Origin of the sequence: Mycolicibacterium houstonense (genome assembly GCF_900078665.2) — a bacterium.
Taxonomy (GTDB): domain Bacteria; phylum Actinomycetota; class Actinomycetes; order Mycobacteriales; family Mycobacteriaceae; genus Mycobacterium; species Mycobacterium houstonense.
The window spans coordinates 3,403,324-3,422,549 of the sequence record NZ_LT546207.1; the positions used below are offsets into that span (position 1 = coordinate 3,403,324).

Annotated in this window: 2 protein-coding genes (1 of these 2 running past the window's edge); both read right to left on the bottom strand. The window is 65.0% G+C overall.

What is annotated here, in order from left to right:
• On the bottom strand, nucleotides 1–18,792 hold the 5' portion of the coding sequence (locus BN4332_RS35515) for a non-ribosomal peptide synthase/polyketide synthase (protein WP_160110878.1). 813 nt of this gene lie to the left of the window's left edge; only the first 18,792 of its 19,605 coding nucleotides appear in the window; the start codon lies at nucleotides 18,790–18,792; its stop codon lies beyond the left edge, outside the window.
• A gap of 45 nt (nucleotides 18,793–18,837) precedes the next feature.
• Nucleotides 18,838–19,068: an MbtH family protein gene (locus BN4332_RS17105; protein WP_066900150.1), complete on the bottom strand. Its 231-nt coding sequence runs from the start codon at nucleotides 19,066–19,068 to the stop codon at nucleotides 18,838–18,840.
• Between the last annotated feature and the right edge of the window lie 158 nt (nucleotides 19,069–19,226).

A 19,226-nucleotide genomic window follows, 5' to 3' on the forward strand; every position in this document is an offset into this window, starting at 1 on the left:
TTGCCACAACGTGTAGTCCGCGTACTGCACCGGCAACGGTGACCAATCGGGCGCCTGCCCCGCACACCGGTTGGCATAGGCCGCGCCGAGATCGGCCACCAACGGGGTAACCGACCACCCGTCAGCAGCAATGTGGTGGACCACCGCCACAAGCACGTGGTCGTTCTCCGCGACACGGAACAGTGTTGCCTTCAAGGGCAATTCGGCCGACAGATCGAACGGATACCGCGCGACAGCGCTGGCGGCTTCCACCAAACGGTCCGCCGGCCACCCGACTGCATCGACCACCTGGCACAGCGTTGGGATCCTCTCTGCCGGCACCACTACCTGCTGGGGCGCCTCGCCGGTGAGAGTGAACATCGTGCGCAGACTCTCGTGGCGCCCCACCACATCGACCAATGCCTGCCCGAGCGCGTCAGGATCGAGGTCACCGGTCAGGCGCAGGCCCACGGGCAGGTTGTAAACCGGTGAGGGGCCGTTCAATTGGTCGAAGAACCACAGCCGTTGCTGCGCATATGACAACGGGATCGTCTGCGGACGCGGCATCACCTGCAGTGGCGGCCGTGCCGCATCGCTCTGTTGGTGGTCGAGGCACTCCGCCAGGCGCCCGACGGTGGGCGCGTCGAACAGATAGCGGACCGGGACGTCCTTGCCGAGGGCCGACTGAAGGCGAGCGCTGACCCGGATGGCGATCAACGAATCCCCGCCAAGGGCAAAGAAGTCGTCGTCGAGGCCGACGCGGTCGAGGCCCAGCACCTCGGCGAACACCTCGGCGACCGTCTTTTCGGTCGGTGTCTGAGGCGGCCGGAAGGTGGCGGCCGTGAACACCGGCTCGGGCAAGGCTTTCCGGTCGATCTTGCCCGAGGAGGTCAACGGGAACTCCTCCAGGACCACGATCTGACTGGGCACCATGTACTCCGGAAGGCGACTGGTCAACCACTGCCGCACTTCGCTGACCTTGCTGTTGGTGTCAGGGTCATTGGCGTGCGCGCCCCGCTCTTGTGTCCCGGCCGGCGGCAGGTAGAGATCGGTCAGCACGGGCAAATCACCGTCGTCGGCGCCGTCGATGAACAATGCGTCGACCGTGCCGGGATTGGGGCCCCAGGTGACCGCAACGCGGTATCCGGCGGCCTCACCGAGGCGGTACAACTGTTCGGGGGTCACGGCAGTCTCGGGAGACGCCACCGCGGCAGCCTCTGCCAAGGCATCGGCGATCGAGTGTCCCTCGGCAAGAGCCTGTTCGACCACCACGTCGGCGATCACGCCCGCGCGCGGAATCGCGCTGACTCGTACGGTTTCCGGCCGTTGAGTGGTCAACTCGGCGTGCAGTCCGCTCAGCCCTGCACAATCAGACCATTCCCAGACGGTTGCAGTTTCGAGGGATCGGATCTCCGCCGCTGATTTGTGAATAGCGACGTCGTAGCGGTACCGCGTGAGCTCGTTGTCGGCCTCACCGCGCTTGACCTGAATGCCGATCCCGCTCACCGACGGGTGATCCGCAGCCCACGTGCTGAAGAACTCGGGGGCCAGCAGCAACTCAGGCTCGCCGACGATCGCGCGTTGCACACGCTGTCGGATCTCGTCGGTGCCGGCATCGGACCCGCTACGGGCCAACGCGATACCGGTCTGGAAGGCGCCCTGCAGGCTGTGGTTGCGCACATCGCCGACGAATAGCGTTCCGCCGGGAGCCAGCAGGCTCACCGCGTGGTCGATGACCGCAGTGAGGTACGCCGCATTGGGGAAGTACTGAATGACCGAGTTGATGATGATCGTGTCGAAGTATTCACTCGGCAACCCGTCGACCACATCTGCCGGTTGCACCCGCAACCGGACCCGGTCTCCCCATGGTTGGCCAGTGACCGCTGATTCCAGCGTCCGAATGGTCGGCGCGGAAAAGTCTGTACCCCAATACTCCACGCACTTCGGAGCAACCTGTGAGAGCACAAGTCCCGAACCGACGCCGAGCTCGAGCACCCGCTGTGGCCGGAGCGCCAGAATCCGGTTGACGGCACCTGAGCGCCATTCCTCCATCTGATCGAGCGGGATCGGATCTGAGGTGTAACTGCTGTTCCAGCCTCGGAAATCGCTACCGAAATCCGCCGCTTCGAGGTCGGCGTCGTAGAGCTCGTCGTAGACGGTTTGCCACTGGTCGACGACTTCCGCATCGTGATCGGCACTGCTGGCACGCGCCAGAGCGACATACGCGATGAGGTGATCAGCGGCATCGTCGTGGTAAACAGTGGCGGCTGCGCGGCTGACTTGCGGGCAGGACAGCAAGGTGTTCTCGATCTCGCCCAGCTCCAGGCGCTGCCCACGCAGCTTCACCTGAGCATCCGCGCGGCCGAGGTACTCCAGGCTGCCGGTTTCGGTCCAGCGCACCAGATCGCCGGTGCGATACAGCCGAGACCCCGGAGCGCCGAAGGGGTTGGCCACGAAGCGATCCGCTGTCAGGTCGGGACGACCCACATAGCCCCGGGCCAGTACGGGACCGGCCACATACAACTCGCCCACCACCCCGACCGGCACCGGGTTCAGCCGCGCATCGAGCACGTATGCCTGGGTCCCCGGTACCGGCGCGCCGATCCGCACCGGCTGCCCGGACGTCACCGCACTCCAGGTCGCCCAGATGGTGATCTCGGTCGGCCCATAGAGGTTGAACATCCGGCGCTCGGGTGCCCACGCCGCCACCAACTCCGCGGGACACGCCTCACCTCCGGTGGCCAACGTCGTCAAACCACCCACTCGACTCCGGTCGAGCGTCGCCAGCACGGTCGGTGTGATCAATCCCGCTTCGATCCGCTGATCGGCGATCACTGCCGTCAACGCCTCACCCGCGTACGAATCCGGTGGTGCCACCACCAGCGCCGCTCTGGAAGCCGTCGCCCACAACCACTCGAAGACCGAGGCGTCGAAGGTCGGTGCCGCCACCATCAGGACGCGCGCACCCGCACTGATCCCTAACAAGTCACGGGCCGCCGCTGCCACACCGAGCACGCCGGCATGGCTGATCGCTACGCCCTTCGGAGTACCGGTGGATCCCGAGGTGAAGATCGCGTACGCCGCATCGTCGATGGTCAACGGGGCCGACCGATCCGCGTCGGTGATCGGCTCAGCGGAACGTCGCGAAATGTCCAGCGCCTCGATATCCATGACGGGGCAAGTCCCGGCTCCGGCCACGTGGTCACCACCACGAGTGAGGACACACACCGCTTCGACGGTGTCCAGCACCGTCGAGATCCGATCGGCCGGGTGAGTGCGGTCCACCGGTACGTACACTCCGCCGGCCTTGAGCACTGCCCACCACGCGATCACCAACTCGGCAGACCTGCCGATCGCCACACCGACGGCGCGCTCAGGGCCAACCCCCGCTTCGATCAACGCCCGCGCCAGCCGGTTGGAGGCCTCATCGAGCTCCCGGTAGCTGAACGCCCGCGCGCCGTCCACCAGTGCCAGCCCGTCAGGATCCGCAGCCACGGCGGCAGCCAGAAGCTCCGGAGCCAGCCCCATCTGAGGCTCTATGCCGGCCCCGGACCACCTGTGCAGCAACAGATCCTGCTCGTCGTGATCCAGCAAGCCAACCTCGCCGACCACCACCGACGAGTCAGCCACCACGGCGTCGACCACCCGGCCGAACCAACCGACCAGGCGCTCGATGGTGGACCGGTCGAAAAGGTCGGTGGCATATGTCAGCACTCCGGCGGCCATCGGGGCGCCCGAACCCTCGTCGGGTACCTCCCTGATATCCACGTCAAGATCGAATTTCGCCGTGCGGGTGACCATCGACATCGGCTCGATGCCTGCACCCGCCAACGCCACCTCGGGGCGCACGTTGTTCTGGAATACCAAGGCCACCTGGAACAGCGGATGGTGCGAGGTGGATCGGGCCGGGTTGAGCTGCTCCACCAGCAATTCGAAGGGCACGTCCTGATTGGTGTACCCGTCCAGCGCCTTCTGCCGCACCTGCTCGAGCACATCGCTGAACCGCTGCTGAGAATTCAGCCCGACGCGTAGCACCCAGGTGTTGACGAAGAACCCGACCAGCTCCTGCAGGGCTTGGTCGTTGCGTCCGGCGATCGGGGTTCCCAGTGCGATGTCCTCGCCGACGCCGGCCCGGTGCAGCACGACGGACATCACGGCCTGCAACACCATCGACGTGGTGACGTTGTGTTCTGCGGCAACCGCTTTGATCCCTGCCCATGATTCGGGATCGATGCGCAGATCGACGCCGTCGCCGCGGTAGCTGGGCACCGGTGGACGCGGTCGATCGGTGGGTAGCGACACCACCTCGGGCAGACCCGCCAGTTCTTTTCGCCAATACGACAGTTGCTCGGCGATTCGGCTGCCCGGATCATCGAGGTCTCCGAGGTGTTCACGCTGCCACAGCGAGTAATCGGCGTACTGGACCGGCAAGGGAGACCAATCCGGAACCTGCCCGGCACACCGAGCCGCATAGGCGATCCCGACATCCTTGACCATGGGCGCCATCGACCAGCCGTCGAAGGCGATGTGGTGCAAGACGATTCCGAGGACGTACTGTTCCGGGCCTACGGCATAGATCTGGGCTCGGATCGGGATCTCGGTGGCCAGATCGAACCGGTAGCCCGCCAAGGCAACCAACTCCCGCATGACGGCGTCTTCTTGGTCTGCTGCCACCTGCGCCACTGCCGGCCCACCGCGCCGCCACAGCCCCAGTTGTGCGGGCAGCACCTTTTGTGAAGGCACCCCGTCGATGTCGGGGAACACGGTGCGCAGCGACTCGTGGCGACCGATCACGTCATCAAGCGCTGATTCGAGCGCGCCGAGGTCCAACGCTCCGTTGATCCGGAACGCGATCGGCATGTTGTAGGTCGCGACCCCGCCCTCGAACCGGTTGAGGAACCACAGTCGCTGTTGCGCATACGACAACGGGATGATGGCGGGCCGCTCCTGCGGAACCAGCGGTCGGCGTTCACTCGAGCCCGAAACAATGCGCGACGCGAGTTGGGCGACGGTCGGTGCGTCGAACAAGGTGCGCACTGCCAGGTCGACGTCGAGGTGGCTGTTGACCGCGGCGAGCAACCGCATTGCCGACAGGGAGTCGCCGCCGAGGTCGAAGAAAGAGTCGTCGACGCCGACGCGTTGCAGGCCGAGCACTTGGGCGTAGATGCCGGCCAGGATTTCCTCGGTCGCCGTGCTCGGCGCCCGATAGTGATCACCGTCGACATACTCCGGTGCCGGCAGGGCTCGTTTGTCGAGCTTGCCGTTGACCGTCAACGGCAACGCATCAAGAGCCACGATGGCGGCGGGCACCATGTAGGCCGGTAGCCGCTGTGAAAGCTGCGCCCGAACCTCGGCCGGCTCGGCGGTGCCGGTGAGGTAACCGACCAGCCGCTTGTCGCCGGGCTGATCCTCACGCACCACCACCACGGCCTGCTGCACACCATCCAACCCAGCGAGCGCTGTTTGGATCTCACCCAACTCGATGCGATAACCCCGGATCTTGACCTGCTCATCAGAGCGCCCGGCATACCGCAACTGCCCATCCGGACCCCACGACACCAAATCCCCGGTCCGATACATCCGCGCACCCGGCTCACCGAACGGACACGCCACAAACCGCGAGGCACTCAAGCCGGCACGCCGCACATACCCGAGCCCGACACCGCGGCCGGCCACATACAACTCCCCCACCACACCCGGAGGGACCGGACGGAGCGATCCGTCCAGGACGAACAAACCAGCACCGGGCACCGGCACACCCACCGGGACGATCCCCGAGCCGGGCTGTAATGGAGCGCTGATCGTCGCGTACACCGTGGTCTCGGTCGGCCCGTAACCATTGATCATCACCCGACCCGGCGCCCACCGATCCACCACATCCGGCGGGCACGCCTCAGCAGCCACCATCAACGCCGGGACCTGCTTCAGCTTCTCAGGCGAGAGCATTCCGACCGCAGAAGGTGTCTGGCTCAACACCGTCACACCCTCAGCAACAACCAACTCTTCCAGGTCTTGCGGTGAACGGGTGGTCTGTTCAGGAACGATCACCAGGCGTGCACCGTGCAGCAAAGCACCCCAGATCTCCCACACCGAATAGTCGAACGCCAACGACGAACACGCCGCCCACACCTGCGCCGGGCTCAATTCGAACCCAACATCCATACCGTCAAACAGGCGCGTCACGTTCTGATGGGTAACCGCAACACCTTTCGGCGTCCCCGTCGTCCCCGACGTGTAAATCACATGCGCCACATCATCGGCAGCCGGAACCGGCAGTGCACGTGAGGACTGCGCATCTATGCGGGGGTCATCAACCTCGAGCACCGGAACACCGGACGCGCGCAACCGCTCACCCAACGCGCCCATGGTGACCGCCACCACCGGTCGCGCATCAGCCAACATGAACTCCACCCGAGCATCCGGATGCGCCGGATCAATCGGCAAATACGCCGCACCCGACTTCAACACCGCCAGGATCGCCACCACAGCGTGCGCCGAACGCTCAAGCAGCAAGGCAACACATTCGCCAGGACCAGCACCCGACCCCGTCAGCACATGCGCCAACCGATTCGACGCCTCATCCAACTCCCGATACGACAACGACGCGCCCTCAAAACACACCGCCACCGCATCGGGAGAACTCTGCACTCGGGCGGCGAACAACTCCGGAATCGACGACCCCGCCACCGAACCCGACAACACCGCCCGATGACCCACCTCATCCAGCCGCGCCCGATCAGCAGCATCAAGCACATCCACCGACGACAACCGCCGAGCCGGATCAGAAACAAACGCCACCAACACCCGGTGCAACCGCTCGACGAGGGTCCGAATACTCGTCGCATCGAATACGTCGGTGCGGAACTCGACCACGCCGCCGATGCCGGCCGGGGCGCCGGCCTCGCTGAAACGTTCAGCGAGGGAGAACACCAAATCCATCCGAGCGGTTCGGGTCTCCGCATCGAGCGGCGTGGCCAGGACATCGCCCAGATCCAGACTGGACGCCTGTTCCGCGGCGAAGTTCTGCCAGGAAACCATGACCTGGACCAGCGGGTGGTGGGTCAGGCTTCGGGCCGGGTTGAGTCGTTCGACCAACAACTCGAAGGGCACATCCTGATGCTCGAGCGCCGCCAGGCCCCGTTGACGTACCTGGTCCAGCAGATCGGCGATTGTCGGATCCCCGGCCAGATCGAGCCGCAGAACCAGGGTGTTCACAAAGAAGCCCACCAGTTCATCAAGGCCTGGGTCGCGGCGTCCGGCGGTCGCAATACCCACCGCCACATCGGAACTGGCGCTCAGTTGCGCGAGCAGCGCCGCCAGTGCGGCCTGGACGACCATGAAACTGGTTGTGTTGTTCTCCCGGGCGACGCGCGCCACCTGCTGCTGCAACTCGGCAGGCCAGTCCAACGCGACGCTGGAACCCTGGTAGTCGGCCACTGGCGGATACGGGCGATCTGTGGGCAGCTCGAGCCGCTCGGGCAACCCCGCCAACTCCTGCTCCCAGTAGGCCAGCTGCGTGGCGAGCACGCTGCTGGGATCGGACTCCGATCCCAACCACTCCTGTTGCCACAGCGTGTAATCGGCGTACTGGACCGGCAGCGGTGACCAGTCGGGGGCGTGGCCGGTGCAGCGACTCGCGTACGCCGAACTCAGATCCGCCACAAACGGGGTGATCGACCAACCATCGGCGGCAATATGGTGTACCACCGCCACCAGCACATGCTCGTCCTCGGCGACCCGGAACAGCGTAGCCCGTAAGGGGATCTCGCTACTGAGATCGAAGTGCCGCCGCCCGACAGCTCCGGCGGCCTCCTCCAACCGTTCCGGCGACCATCCGGAGGCGTCGACTATCCGCCACCCGAATTCTGCGTCCGCGGCCGGCAGCACCAACTGCTGGGGAACCCCGTCAACCGCGCCGAACATGGTGCGCAGAGTTTCGTGCCGACCCACGACATCGGCCAACGCCCGCCCCAGCGCATCGGCGTTCAGGTCGCCGTCCAGCCGCAGCGCAACCGCCATGTTGTAGATCGCCGATGGCCCCTGCAGCTGCTCCAGGAACCACAACCGCTGTTGCGCATAGGAGAGCGGAATGACGTCCGGCCGCTGTTGCGCGACCAACTGCGGACGTCCGCCCGAGCCGGCCTTGATGTGCGGTACCAGCTGGGCGACGGTGGGCGCGTCGAACAAGGTACGGACACTGACTTCGGCGTCGAAGCCGGCATTGACGGCGGCGATCAGTCGCATCGCCGTCAGGGAGTCCCCGCCGAGGTCGAAGAAGGAGTCGTCGACCCCGACGCGTTCTAGGCCCAGCACCTGGGCGTAGATGCCGGCCAGGATTTCCTCGGTCGCCGTGCTCGGAGCGCGATAGTGATCGGTGTCGGTGTATTCCGGTGCGGGCAGGGCGCGCTTGTCGAGCTTGCCGTTGACCGTCAACGGCAAGGCGTCGAGAACGACGACGGCTGAGGGCACCATGTAGGCCGGCAACCGCTCGGCCAGTGCCCCACGTACTTGCACCGGGTCCGCGGTGCCAGTGAGGTAGCCGACCAGTCGCTTGTCGCCAGGCTGATCCTCGCGGGCGACCACCACTGCCTGTTGCACACCGTCCAGATCGGCTAGCGCGCTTTGGATCTCACCCAACTCGATGCGATAACCGCGGACCTTGACCTGCTCATCGGCACGTCCGGCATACCGCAACTGCCCATCCGGACCCCACGACACCAAATCCCCGGTCCGATACATCCGTGAACCCGGCGTTCCGAACGGACATGGCACAAACCGCGATGCGGTCAAACCTGGCCGGCGTACGTAGCCGACGCCTACACCGCGGCCGGCCACATACAACTCCCCCACCACACCCGCAGGAACCGGACGGAGCGACCGGTCCAAGACGAAAAGCGCCGCCCCCGGCACCGGCACCCCGATCGGCACCACACCCGAACCAGCCTCCAACGGAGCACTGATCGTGGCATACACCGTCGTCTCGGTCGGCCCATACCCGTTGATCATCACCCGACCCGGCGCCCACCGATCCACCACATCCGGCGGACACGCCTCGGCAGCCACCATCAACGCCGACACCGAACCCAACGCGTCCGGATCCAAAACCCCCACCGCCGACGGCGTCTGACTCAAGACGGTGACGTGTTCATCGACCAGAAGGGCATGCAGATCTTGCGATGAACGGGTGGTCTGCTCGGGCACGACCACCAGACAGCCACCGTGCAGCAGCGCACCCCAGATCTCCCACACCGAATAATCGAACGCCAACGACGAACACTGCGACCACACCTGCTGCGGCCCCAAATCAAAACCAACATCCATACCGTCAAACAACCGCGCCACGTTCTGATGCGTAACCGCAACACCTTTCGGCGTCCCCGTCGTCCCCGACGTATAAATAATGTGCGCCACATCATCCGCCGCCGGAACCGGCAACGCCGCACTAGACGCAGTTTCAATCCGGGGATCGTCAACCTCCACCACCGGCACACCAGATCCAGCCAACCGCTCACCCAACGCGCCCATGGTGACCACCACCACCGGCTGGGCATCGGCCAACATGAACTCAACCCGAGCATCAGGATGGGCAGGATCAATCGGCAGATACGCCGCACCCGACTTCAACACACCCAAAATCGCCACGACAGCCTGCGCCGAGCGCTCCAGCAGTAGGGCAACACACTCACCAGGCCCAGCACCATAGTCGGCCAACAAGTACGCCAACCGATTCGACGCCTCGTCGAGTTCTCGGTACGTAAACGAAGTGCCGTCGAAACGCACCGCCACCGCATCAGGCGCACGCTCCACCTGCACCCCAAACAACCCCGGAATCGACGACTCCACCACCGGCCGCATCAACACCGCCCGATGACCAACCTCATCCAGCCGCACATAATCAGCAGCATCAAGCACATCCACCGACGACAACCGCCGAGCCGGATCAGAAACAAACGCCACCAACACCCGCTGCAACCGCTCGATCAGCGTCTCGATGCTGGCCGAGTCGAACACGTCGGTACGGAACTCAACTGATCCGTCGATACCGGTCGGCGTGCCCGAGCCGTTGAAACGTTCGGCCAGTGAGAACACCAGATCCATCCGGGCGGTCTGGGTTTCCGCCTCCAAACGGGTGACGCCAACGTCACCCAACGCCAGAGCGGCAGCGGGATCACTGTGCTGCCAGGGCAGGTTCTGCCACGTCAGCATGACCTGGACCAGTGGATGATGGGTCAAGCTGCGAGTCGGGTTGAGCCGGTCCACCAGCACCTCGAAGGGCACATCCTGATGCTCAAACGCCGCCAGACTGCGCCGCCGGACCTGACCGAGCAGGTCGGCCACCGTGGGATCTCCGGCCAGGTCAACCCTGAGCACCAAGGTGTTGACGAAGAAGCCCACCAGATCATCGAGCGCCTGCTCGCCACGGCCTGCGGACGCAATGCCCACGGCCACCTCGCTACTAGCGCTCAGCTGGGCCATCAACGCCGCCAGCGCGGCCTGGACCACCATGAAGCTCGTCGCGCCGTGCTCGCGTGCCACCCGAGCGATCTGTTGCTGCAAGTCGGCCGGCCAATCCACCGTCACGCTGGAACCTTGGTAGTCGGCCACAGGCGGATACGGGCGATCCGTCGGGAGCTCCAGACGTTCGGGAAGATCTGCCAGCTCGGTCTCCCAGTAGTTCAGCTGGCCGCTGATGACGCTGTCGGGGTCAGATACCGATCCCAGCCACTCCTGTTGCCACAGCGTGTAATCGGCGTACTGGACCGGAAGTGGCGCCCAGTCCGGCGCTTGGCCCGCACACCGGCTCGCATACGCAGCCGCCAGATCTATCACCAGCGGCGTCACCGACCAGCCGTCGGCGGCGATATGGTGCACGACTGCCGCCAGCACGTGTTCGTCCTCGTCGATCCGGAAAAGCGTTGCCTTGATCGGGATCTCACTCGTGAGGTCGAAACTGTGACGTGCAGTGTCACCGATTGCCTCGTCGATGCGGGCTTTGGACCATCCGGCCGCGTCGACGATTCGCCATCCCAGGTCAGCGTGCTCGGGGTCGAGGACCACCTGCTGAGGCACCCCGGCGACCGACGTGAACACGGTGCGGAGGCTCTCCTGCCGACCTATGACGTCTGCCAGTGCGGCACCGAGTGCTTCTTCGTCCAGGTTCCCGCTGAGTCGTAGCGCCACGGCCATGTTGTAGATCGGCGACGGCCCCTGCAATTGCTCCAGGAACCACAACCGTTGCTGGGCATACGACAACGGAACCGTCGCCGGGCGATGCCGTGCAGTGAGCGGCGGCCGGACGACGCCGTCCTGATGCCGGTCGAGGTAATCGGCCAACCCACCGACGGTGGGCGCGTCGAACAGGTAGCGGACCGGCACATCCCGGCCGAGAGCGGACTGTAGACGCGCACAGACCCGGATGGCGATCAGCGAATCGCCGCCAAGGACGAAGAAGTCGTCATCGAGGCCCGCCCGGCCAAGTCCCAGCACCTCGGTGAACACCTCGGCGACGATCTTCTCCATATCGGTCTGAGGTGCCCGGAATGAGGTGGCGACAAAGGTGGGTTCAGGCAGAGCCTTCCGATCGATCTTGCCGGAGGAAGTCAACGGGAACTCGTCGAGCACCACGATCTGGGACGGCACCATGTATTCGGGTAACCGCTCGGCCAGCCACTGACGGACCGCGGTGACCTTCGAATTGGTGTGCGGGTCGTTGGCGTGGCCGCCACGCTGACGAGATTCCGTTGCCGGCAGGTAGAGATCGGTGAGCGCGGGCGGATCCTGCCCATCGGAGGCGGCGAGGAAGACGGCGTCCAGCGTTCCGGGTTGGGCGCCCCAGGTGACCGCGACGTGGTATCCGGCTGCCTCGCCGAGCCGGTACACCATCTCCGGCGTGACGGCTCCATCGGCGGTGGCAGAGTCGGCGTGGACGAGCGCCTCCACGATGGGAAGTCCGGCGCCCAGGGCTTGCTCGGTCACCACATCGGCAATCACCCCGGCGCGGGGAATACCACTGACCCGGACGGTGGTCGGTTGCTGAGCCATCAACTCGGCATGCAGCCCGCTCAGGCCCGCGCAGTCGGTCCACGTCCAGGTCGGGGCGCTGGCCAGCGAGCACACCTGGGTGGGTGCCTTGTGGACGATCACGTCGTAGCGGTACCGGCTCAGCTCGTTGTCGGCCTCACCACGTTTGACCTGGATACCGATGCCGCCCACCGACGGATGGTCGGCGGCCCAAGTCGTGAAGAACTCTGGGGCTAGCAGCAATTCGTGCTCACCCAGCATCGCGCGCTGTACGCGCTGCCGGATTTCGTCGGTATCGGTACCGTTCCGGCTGCGGGCCAACGCGATACCGGTCTGGAAGGCGCCCTGCAAGCTGTGGTTGCGTACGTCCCCGATGAACAATGCGCCGCCCGGTGCCAGCAGATCGACTGCCTTGTCGATGACCTCGGCCAGGTACCCAGCGCTCGGGAAGTACTGGACCACCGAGTTGATGACCACCACATCGAACTGGTTCTGGGGCAGGCCCTCGGTGATGTGCGCGGGCCGGGTCAACAGATGAACCCGATCTCCCCACGGTTGGCCGGCCACCGCTGACTGCAGCTTCTGGATGGTCGGTGCGGAAAAGTCGGTGCCCCAATACTCGACACAGTTCGGAGCCAGTTGGGACAGCAGCAAGCCAGACCCCACGCCGAGTTCGAGCACCCGCCGGGGCCGCAGTCCCAGAATCCGGTCGACGGTGACCGAGCGCCACTCCTCCATCTCCGGTAGGGGAATCGGATCGTCGGTGTAACTGCTGTTCCAGCCACGGAAATCGTTGCCGAATTCGACCCCGTCGAGTTCGGCGTCATAGAGCTCGTCGTATATGCCTTGCCACTGGTCGACCACATCGGCGTCGTAATCGGCCGGGCTCGTCTGCTCGAGGGCGATGTAGCCGACCAGATGATCGATACCGGTGCTTCCGCGACGCACGGCCGCAGCCGCACGCGTCACCTGCGGGCAGGTCAGCAAGGTGTTCTCGATCTCGCCGAGCTCGAGCCGCTGCCCACGCAGCTTGATCTGGGCATCGGCACGCCCGAGGTATTCCAAGCTGCCGGTTTCGGTCCAGCGCACCAGGTCGCCGGTGCGATACAACCGAGTCCCCGGCGCACCAAAGGGGTTGGCCACGAAGCGATCCGCTGTGAGATCGGGGCGGCCCACATAACCTCGGGCCACCGCCGGGCCGGCAAGGTAGAGCTCACCCACGACGCCGACCGGAGCCGGGTTCAGCCGCGCATCGAGCACCAACGCGTGGGTGCCCGGAACCGGTGCGCCGATCCGTACCGGCTCCCCGGCAGCCAGCGCACTCCACGTCGACCAGATGGTCACCTCGGTCGGTCCGTAGGCATTGAACATCCGCCGCGGTGGGTTATTTCCCTCCTCGGGTGCAGCCCATGCGGCCACCAACTCCGCCGGGCACGCCTCGCCACCGGTGACCAGCGTGTCCAACCCGTCGATCCGAGCCGGGTCCAGCGTCGCCAACACGGTTGGCGTGATCAGCGCCGCATCGACGCGCGACCTCGTCAGAACTTCGGTCAGTGCCTCGCCCGCGTAGGAATCCGGCGGTGCGATCACCAGCGCCGCCCTCGAGGCCACTGCCCACAACCACTCGAATACCGACGCATCGAATGTCGGCGCGGCGACCATCAAGATCCGGGACCGCGGAGCCACGCCGAGCAGATCGCGGTGCGCGGCCGCCACCCCGAGCACGCCGGCATGACTGATCGCCACGCCCTTCGGAGTACCCGTCGATCCCGAGGTGAAGATCACATACGCCGCGTCGTCAACGGTCAACGGCGCCAGTCGATCCGAATCCGCGACGGGACCCGGGCTGTGCTCGGACACATCGACCACATCGAGCGGAACCACGAGGCGACTGCCGGTCCCCTCGACGTCACCGAAGCCGCACGTCAGCACACACACCGCCTCGGCGGTGTCCAGAACGGTGGCGATGCGCTCAGCCGGGTGGCCCGGATCGACGGGTACGTACACCCCACCGGCCTTGAGCACCGCCCACCATGCGACCACCAGTTCCGCGCAGCGACCCATCGCCACGCCGACGGCACGCTCGGGGCCGACCCCCGCCTCGATCAACGCGCGAGCCAACCGGTTGGAGGCTTCGTCGAGCTCCCGGTACGACAGCTCGCGCGATCCGTCCACCACCGCGACGGCGTCGGGGTCAGCGGTAGCCGCCGCAGCCAGCAATTCGGGCGCCAATCCCACCGGGGCGTTTACCGCGGCACCGGACCACTTGTGCAGCACCAGATCCTGCTCATCATCGTCCAGCAGGCCCACCTCGCCGACGAGCACCGATGAGTCGGCAACCACGGCCTCGATCACCCGGCCAAACCAACCCACCAACCGCTCGACGCTGGATCGGTCGTACAGATCTGTGGCGTAGGCGACCGTGCCGGCCGCCATCAACTCACCGCGGTCTCCGGCCGTCGGTGCCTTCAGATCGAACAGCGCATTCGCGTCTCCGCTGGGCATCTCTCGCAGGTCGAATTCGAGGTCGAACCGCGCCGTGCGGATGTCGGCGGTGTCCGGTTCGACGTCGAGACCGTCCATCTGGATCTCGGGACGCACGTTGTTCTGGAAGGCCAACGCCACCTGGAACAGCGGGTGGTGTGAGGTGGATCGCGTCGGATTGAGCCGCTCAACCAACAATTCGAACGGCACATCTTGGTTCGCATAGGCGTCGAGTGCCTTCTGCCGCACACGGTCCAACACTTCATTGAAGGGCAGGGCCGGGTCAACGCCGACGCGTAGCACCCAGGTGTTGACGAAGAATCCCACCAACTCGTCGAGGGCCTGGTCCATCCGCCCGGCGATCGGGGTTCCCAGTGCGATGTCCTCGCCGACGCCGGCCCGGTGCAGTGCCACCGCCATGGCGGCCTGCAACACCATCGAAACCGTTGCATTATGTTTTGCGGCAACCGCTTTGATGCCCGCCCAGGATCCGGGATCGATGCGCAGGTCAACCGCGTCGCCACGGTAGCTGGGCACCGGCGGACGCGGGCGATCCGTTGGCAACGACACCACCTCGGGAAGGTCCGCCAATTCCCGCCGCCAATAGCTCAACTGGTTAGCGAGCACACTGTCGGGATCAGACTCGGAACCCAGCCAGTCTTGTTGCCACAGCGTGTAATCGGCGTACTGGACGGGCAGCGGTGACCATTCGGGCGCCCGGCCGAGGACCCGCGCCCGATACGCCTCGCCGACGTCCCGGGCCATCGGCGCCATCGACCAGCCGTCGAAGGCGATGTGGTGCAACACGATTCCGAGGACGTACCGCTCGGGTCCCACGGCATAGATCTGGGCCCGGATCGGGATCTCGGTGGCCAGGTCAAACCGGTATCCGGCCAGCGTGATCAGTTCGTCGACGAGATCGTGCTCTGCGACCTGCAACAGGGCCGGGCCGCCGCGCCGCCAGAGCCCCGGCCGTGTGGGCAGCACCTTCTGTGAGGGCACACCGTCGATATCGGGGAATACCGTGCGCAGCGATTCGTGACGGGCGATTACATCATCGAGGGCGGCATCGAGTGCACCCAAGTCCAACGCGCCGTTGATGCGGAACGCGATCGGCATGTTGTAGGTCGCCGCCCCGTCCTCGAACCGGTTGAGGAACCACATCCGGTTCTGCGCGTAGGACAGCGGAATCCGATCAGGCCGTTCGCCCGCCACCAACGGTGCGCGCCGGTCCGAATCTTCGCCGACGTGTGGCGCCAACTGCGCGACCGTCGGTGCGTCGAACAACGTGCGTACGGCCAGTCCGGCATCCAAATTGGTGTTGACGGCGGCGACCACTCGCATCGCCAGAATGCTGTCGCCGCCGAGGTCGAAGAAGGAGTCGTCGACACCGACACGGTCCATACCCAGCACTTGGGCGTAGATGCCGACCAGGATCTCCTCGGTCGCCGTGCTCGGCGCCCGATAGTGCTCGGTATCAACATATTCCGGTGCCGGCAGGGCTCGTTTGTCGAGCTTGCCGTTGACCGTCAACGGCAACGCATCAAGAGCCACGATGGCCGCCGGCACCATGTAGGCCGGCAACCGCTGTGAAAGCTGCGCCCGAACCTCGACCGGCTCGGCGGTACCGGTGACATAACCGACCAGTCGCTTATCGCCGGGCCGATCCTCACGCACCACCACCACGGCCTGCTGCACACCATCCACCGCGGCCAACGCTGTTTGGATCTCACCCAACTCGATGCGATAACCCCGGATCTTGACCTGATCATCAGACCGCCCGGCATACCGCAACTGCCCATCCGGACCCCACGACACCAAATCCCCGGTCCGATACATCCGCGCACCCGGCTCACCGAACGGACACGCCACAAACCGCGAAGCACTCAAGCCCGCACGCCGCACATACCCGAGCCCGACACCGCGGCCGGCCACATACAACTCACCCACCACACCCGCAGGCACCGGACGCAAAGCCCGATCAAGAACAAACAACGCCGCCCCCGGCACCGGCACCCCAATCGGCACCACACCCATCCCCGGCTGCATCGGCTTGCTGATCGTCGCGTACACCGTCGTCTCGGTCGGCCCGTAACCATTGATCATCACCCGACCCGGCGCCCACCGATCCACCACATCCGGCGGGCACGCCTCAGCAGCCACCATCAACGCCGACACCGAACCCAACTGTTCGGGGTCCAAAACCCCCACCGCCGACGGAGTCTGACTCAACACCGTCACACCCTCAGCAACAACCAACGCTTCCAGATCCTGCGGGGAACGAGTGGTCTGCTCAGGCACCACCACCAGGCGTGCACCATGCAGCAGGGCACCCCAGATCTCCCACACCGAATAATCGAACGCCAACGACGAACACGCCGCCCACACCTGGCCCGGCCCCAACCCGAACCCAACATCCATACCATCAAACAAACGCGTCACGTTCTGATGCGTAACCGCAACACCTTTCGGCGTCCCCGTCGTCCCCGACGTATAAATAATGTGCGCCACATCATCCGCCGCCGGAACCGGCAGTGCACTTGAGGACTGCGCATCTACGCGGGGGTCATCAACCTCGAGCACCGGAACACCGGACGCGCGCAACCGCTCAGCCAACTCCGCCGTCGAGATCACCGCCACCGGCGCCGCATCAGCCAACATGAACTCCACCCGAGCATCCGGAACCACCGGATCAATCGGCAAATACGCCGCACCCGACTTCAACACCGCCAAAATCGCCACCACAGCCTGCGCCGAACGGCCCATCAACAAACCGACACACGCACCCGGCCCAGCACCCTCGGCAACCAGAAACCGCGCCAACCGATTCGACGCCTCATCCAACTCCCGATACGACAACGACGCGCCCTCAAAACACACCGCCACCGCATCAGGCGCACGCTCCACCTGAGCGGCGAACAACCCCGGAATCGACGACCCCACCACCGAACCCGACAACACCGCCCGATGACCCACCTCATCCAGCCGCGCCCGATCAGCAGCATCAAGCACATCCACCGACGACAACCGCCGAGCCGGATCAGAAACAAACGCCACCAACACCCGCTGCAACCGCGACGCGAGATCCTCCACATCGAAACTGGCGAAGGGTTGGCCCGTGCCCATCGTGCTGAGAAGCAGTTGGTCTCCGGCACTGGAGAAGACGAGACCGAAGCCGCCCACCACGCCGACATTGGTCAACGACGCCGACGCCTGCGCACCGCCGAAGTCCAGTGTGAAGGTCGACGGCAGGAAGTTGATGCTGACCCGATTCGCCATCTGACCCGCGGCCCGCGGGTTGACCTTGCGCTCCAACGCATGGACCGGAAACCGCTGATGCTGCAGTGCTTCCTGGATCCGACTCTCGACATCGTCGATGAACTCCGAGATCGATGTCGCAGGTGAGGCCGTCAACACAAGCGGAACCACCCCGGCCACCATGCCGGGAAGCGTCCGCGACTCAGGGCTTACGCGGCGACTGACCGGGAAGTCGAGCACGACATCCGTGCCGTCGGCACACCACCCGTGCACGAGCAAGGCACACGCTGCGGTGATGACCGATGAGCGCGGAACATTCTTCGACCGCGCCAATATGTCGACCTGGCGCAGTACCTCCGAGTCCAATTGGACTGGGGCAGAGGGCCAATGGACTTCCTGAGTATCGAAGGATGCCATCGGCCACGAATCTGCGCCCGTTTCCGGCGGAAGGTTTCCGTTCCAATAGACCTCGTCATCGAGGTAGTCACCGGACGCTTCGTACTTCGACTCGTTTTCGATCAGATCTGCCAGCGATCCGAAAATCGACGGGGGTACGGGCTCGCCTGAGGACACTGCCGAGTAGACCGATGCCAGCCGGGAGCCGAGCAGCGCAATCCCGGTCCCGTCGAGCACGATGTGGTGACAGCAGGCCAGAAGGAAGTGTTCGTCGTTCTGTGTCTGGAACAGTGCAAACCGGAACAGTGGCCCGGTGAAGGACATCGGCATGCGTTCGATCGACGCTGCCATGTCGCGAGCTTCCTGCACGGGGTCGGATGCACTGCGCAAGTCGTAGAAGTCCAGCTCGACTTCGGGATAGTCGACCGCCTTCTGGAAGACCTGCCCGTCCACCTCGAAGAAGGTGGCCCTGAGCGGTTCGGCCTCTCGCACCACTCGGCGGATCGCCCACTCAAGGGCATCGCGGTCGAGCACGCCCGCGATCCTCACGAATAGACCGAGTAACCACTCTGTGCCGGATTCAGCCACGTCGTGCGCAAGCCAAATATCGAGCTGCGCGCGTGTTACCGGCAGCGACTGTTCATCAAGCTGCATCGAACTCTCCCACTGCGAGATGTGCTGCACGCCCCAAGGGACCGGTTAGCCGTCGACCCGTTGTGCTTGCGCCAATCTGTCGCGCAGGCTCTTCGGTCGGATATCCGGCCAGTTCTGTTCGATGTAGTCCAGGCACGCCGTGCGGTCCGCTTCGCCGAAGACGACCTTCCAGCCGGCGGGAATCTCGGCGAAGGTCGGCCATAAGCTGTGCTGCTCCTCGTCGTTGATCAGGACGAGAAATCGGCCATTGTCATCGTCAAACGGGTTGATAGTCATCTGGTCCTCCCCCAGCACCGAGTCGACCAGCGAAAATCGCTCAACGACGAGGATGCGGGGCAGTCCTGCCTCGCACCTTGCGTTGCGTTGTATGTATCTTTGGCCTACTCCAGCTATGCCGTGTCTAGTTGCAGAGCGCCAGCATATCCACTTCCGTT

Excerpts from the sequence above, each read along its gene's own strand:
- BN4332_RS17105 (WP_066900150.1), bottom strand. The coding sequence starts at position 19,068 with ATGACTATCAACCCGTTTGACGATGACAATGGCCGATTTCTCGTCCTG.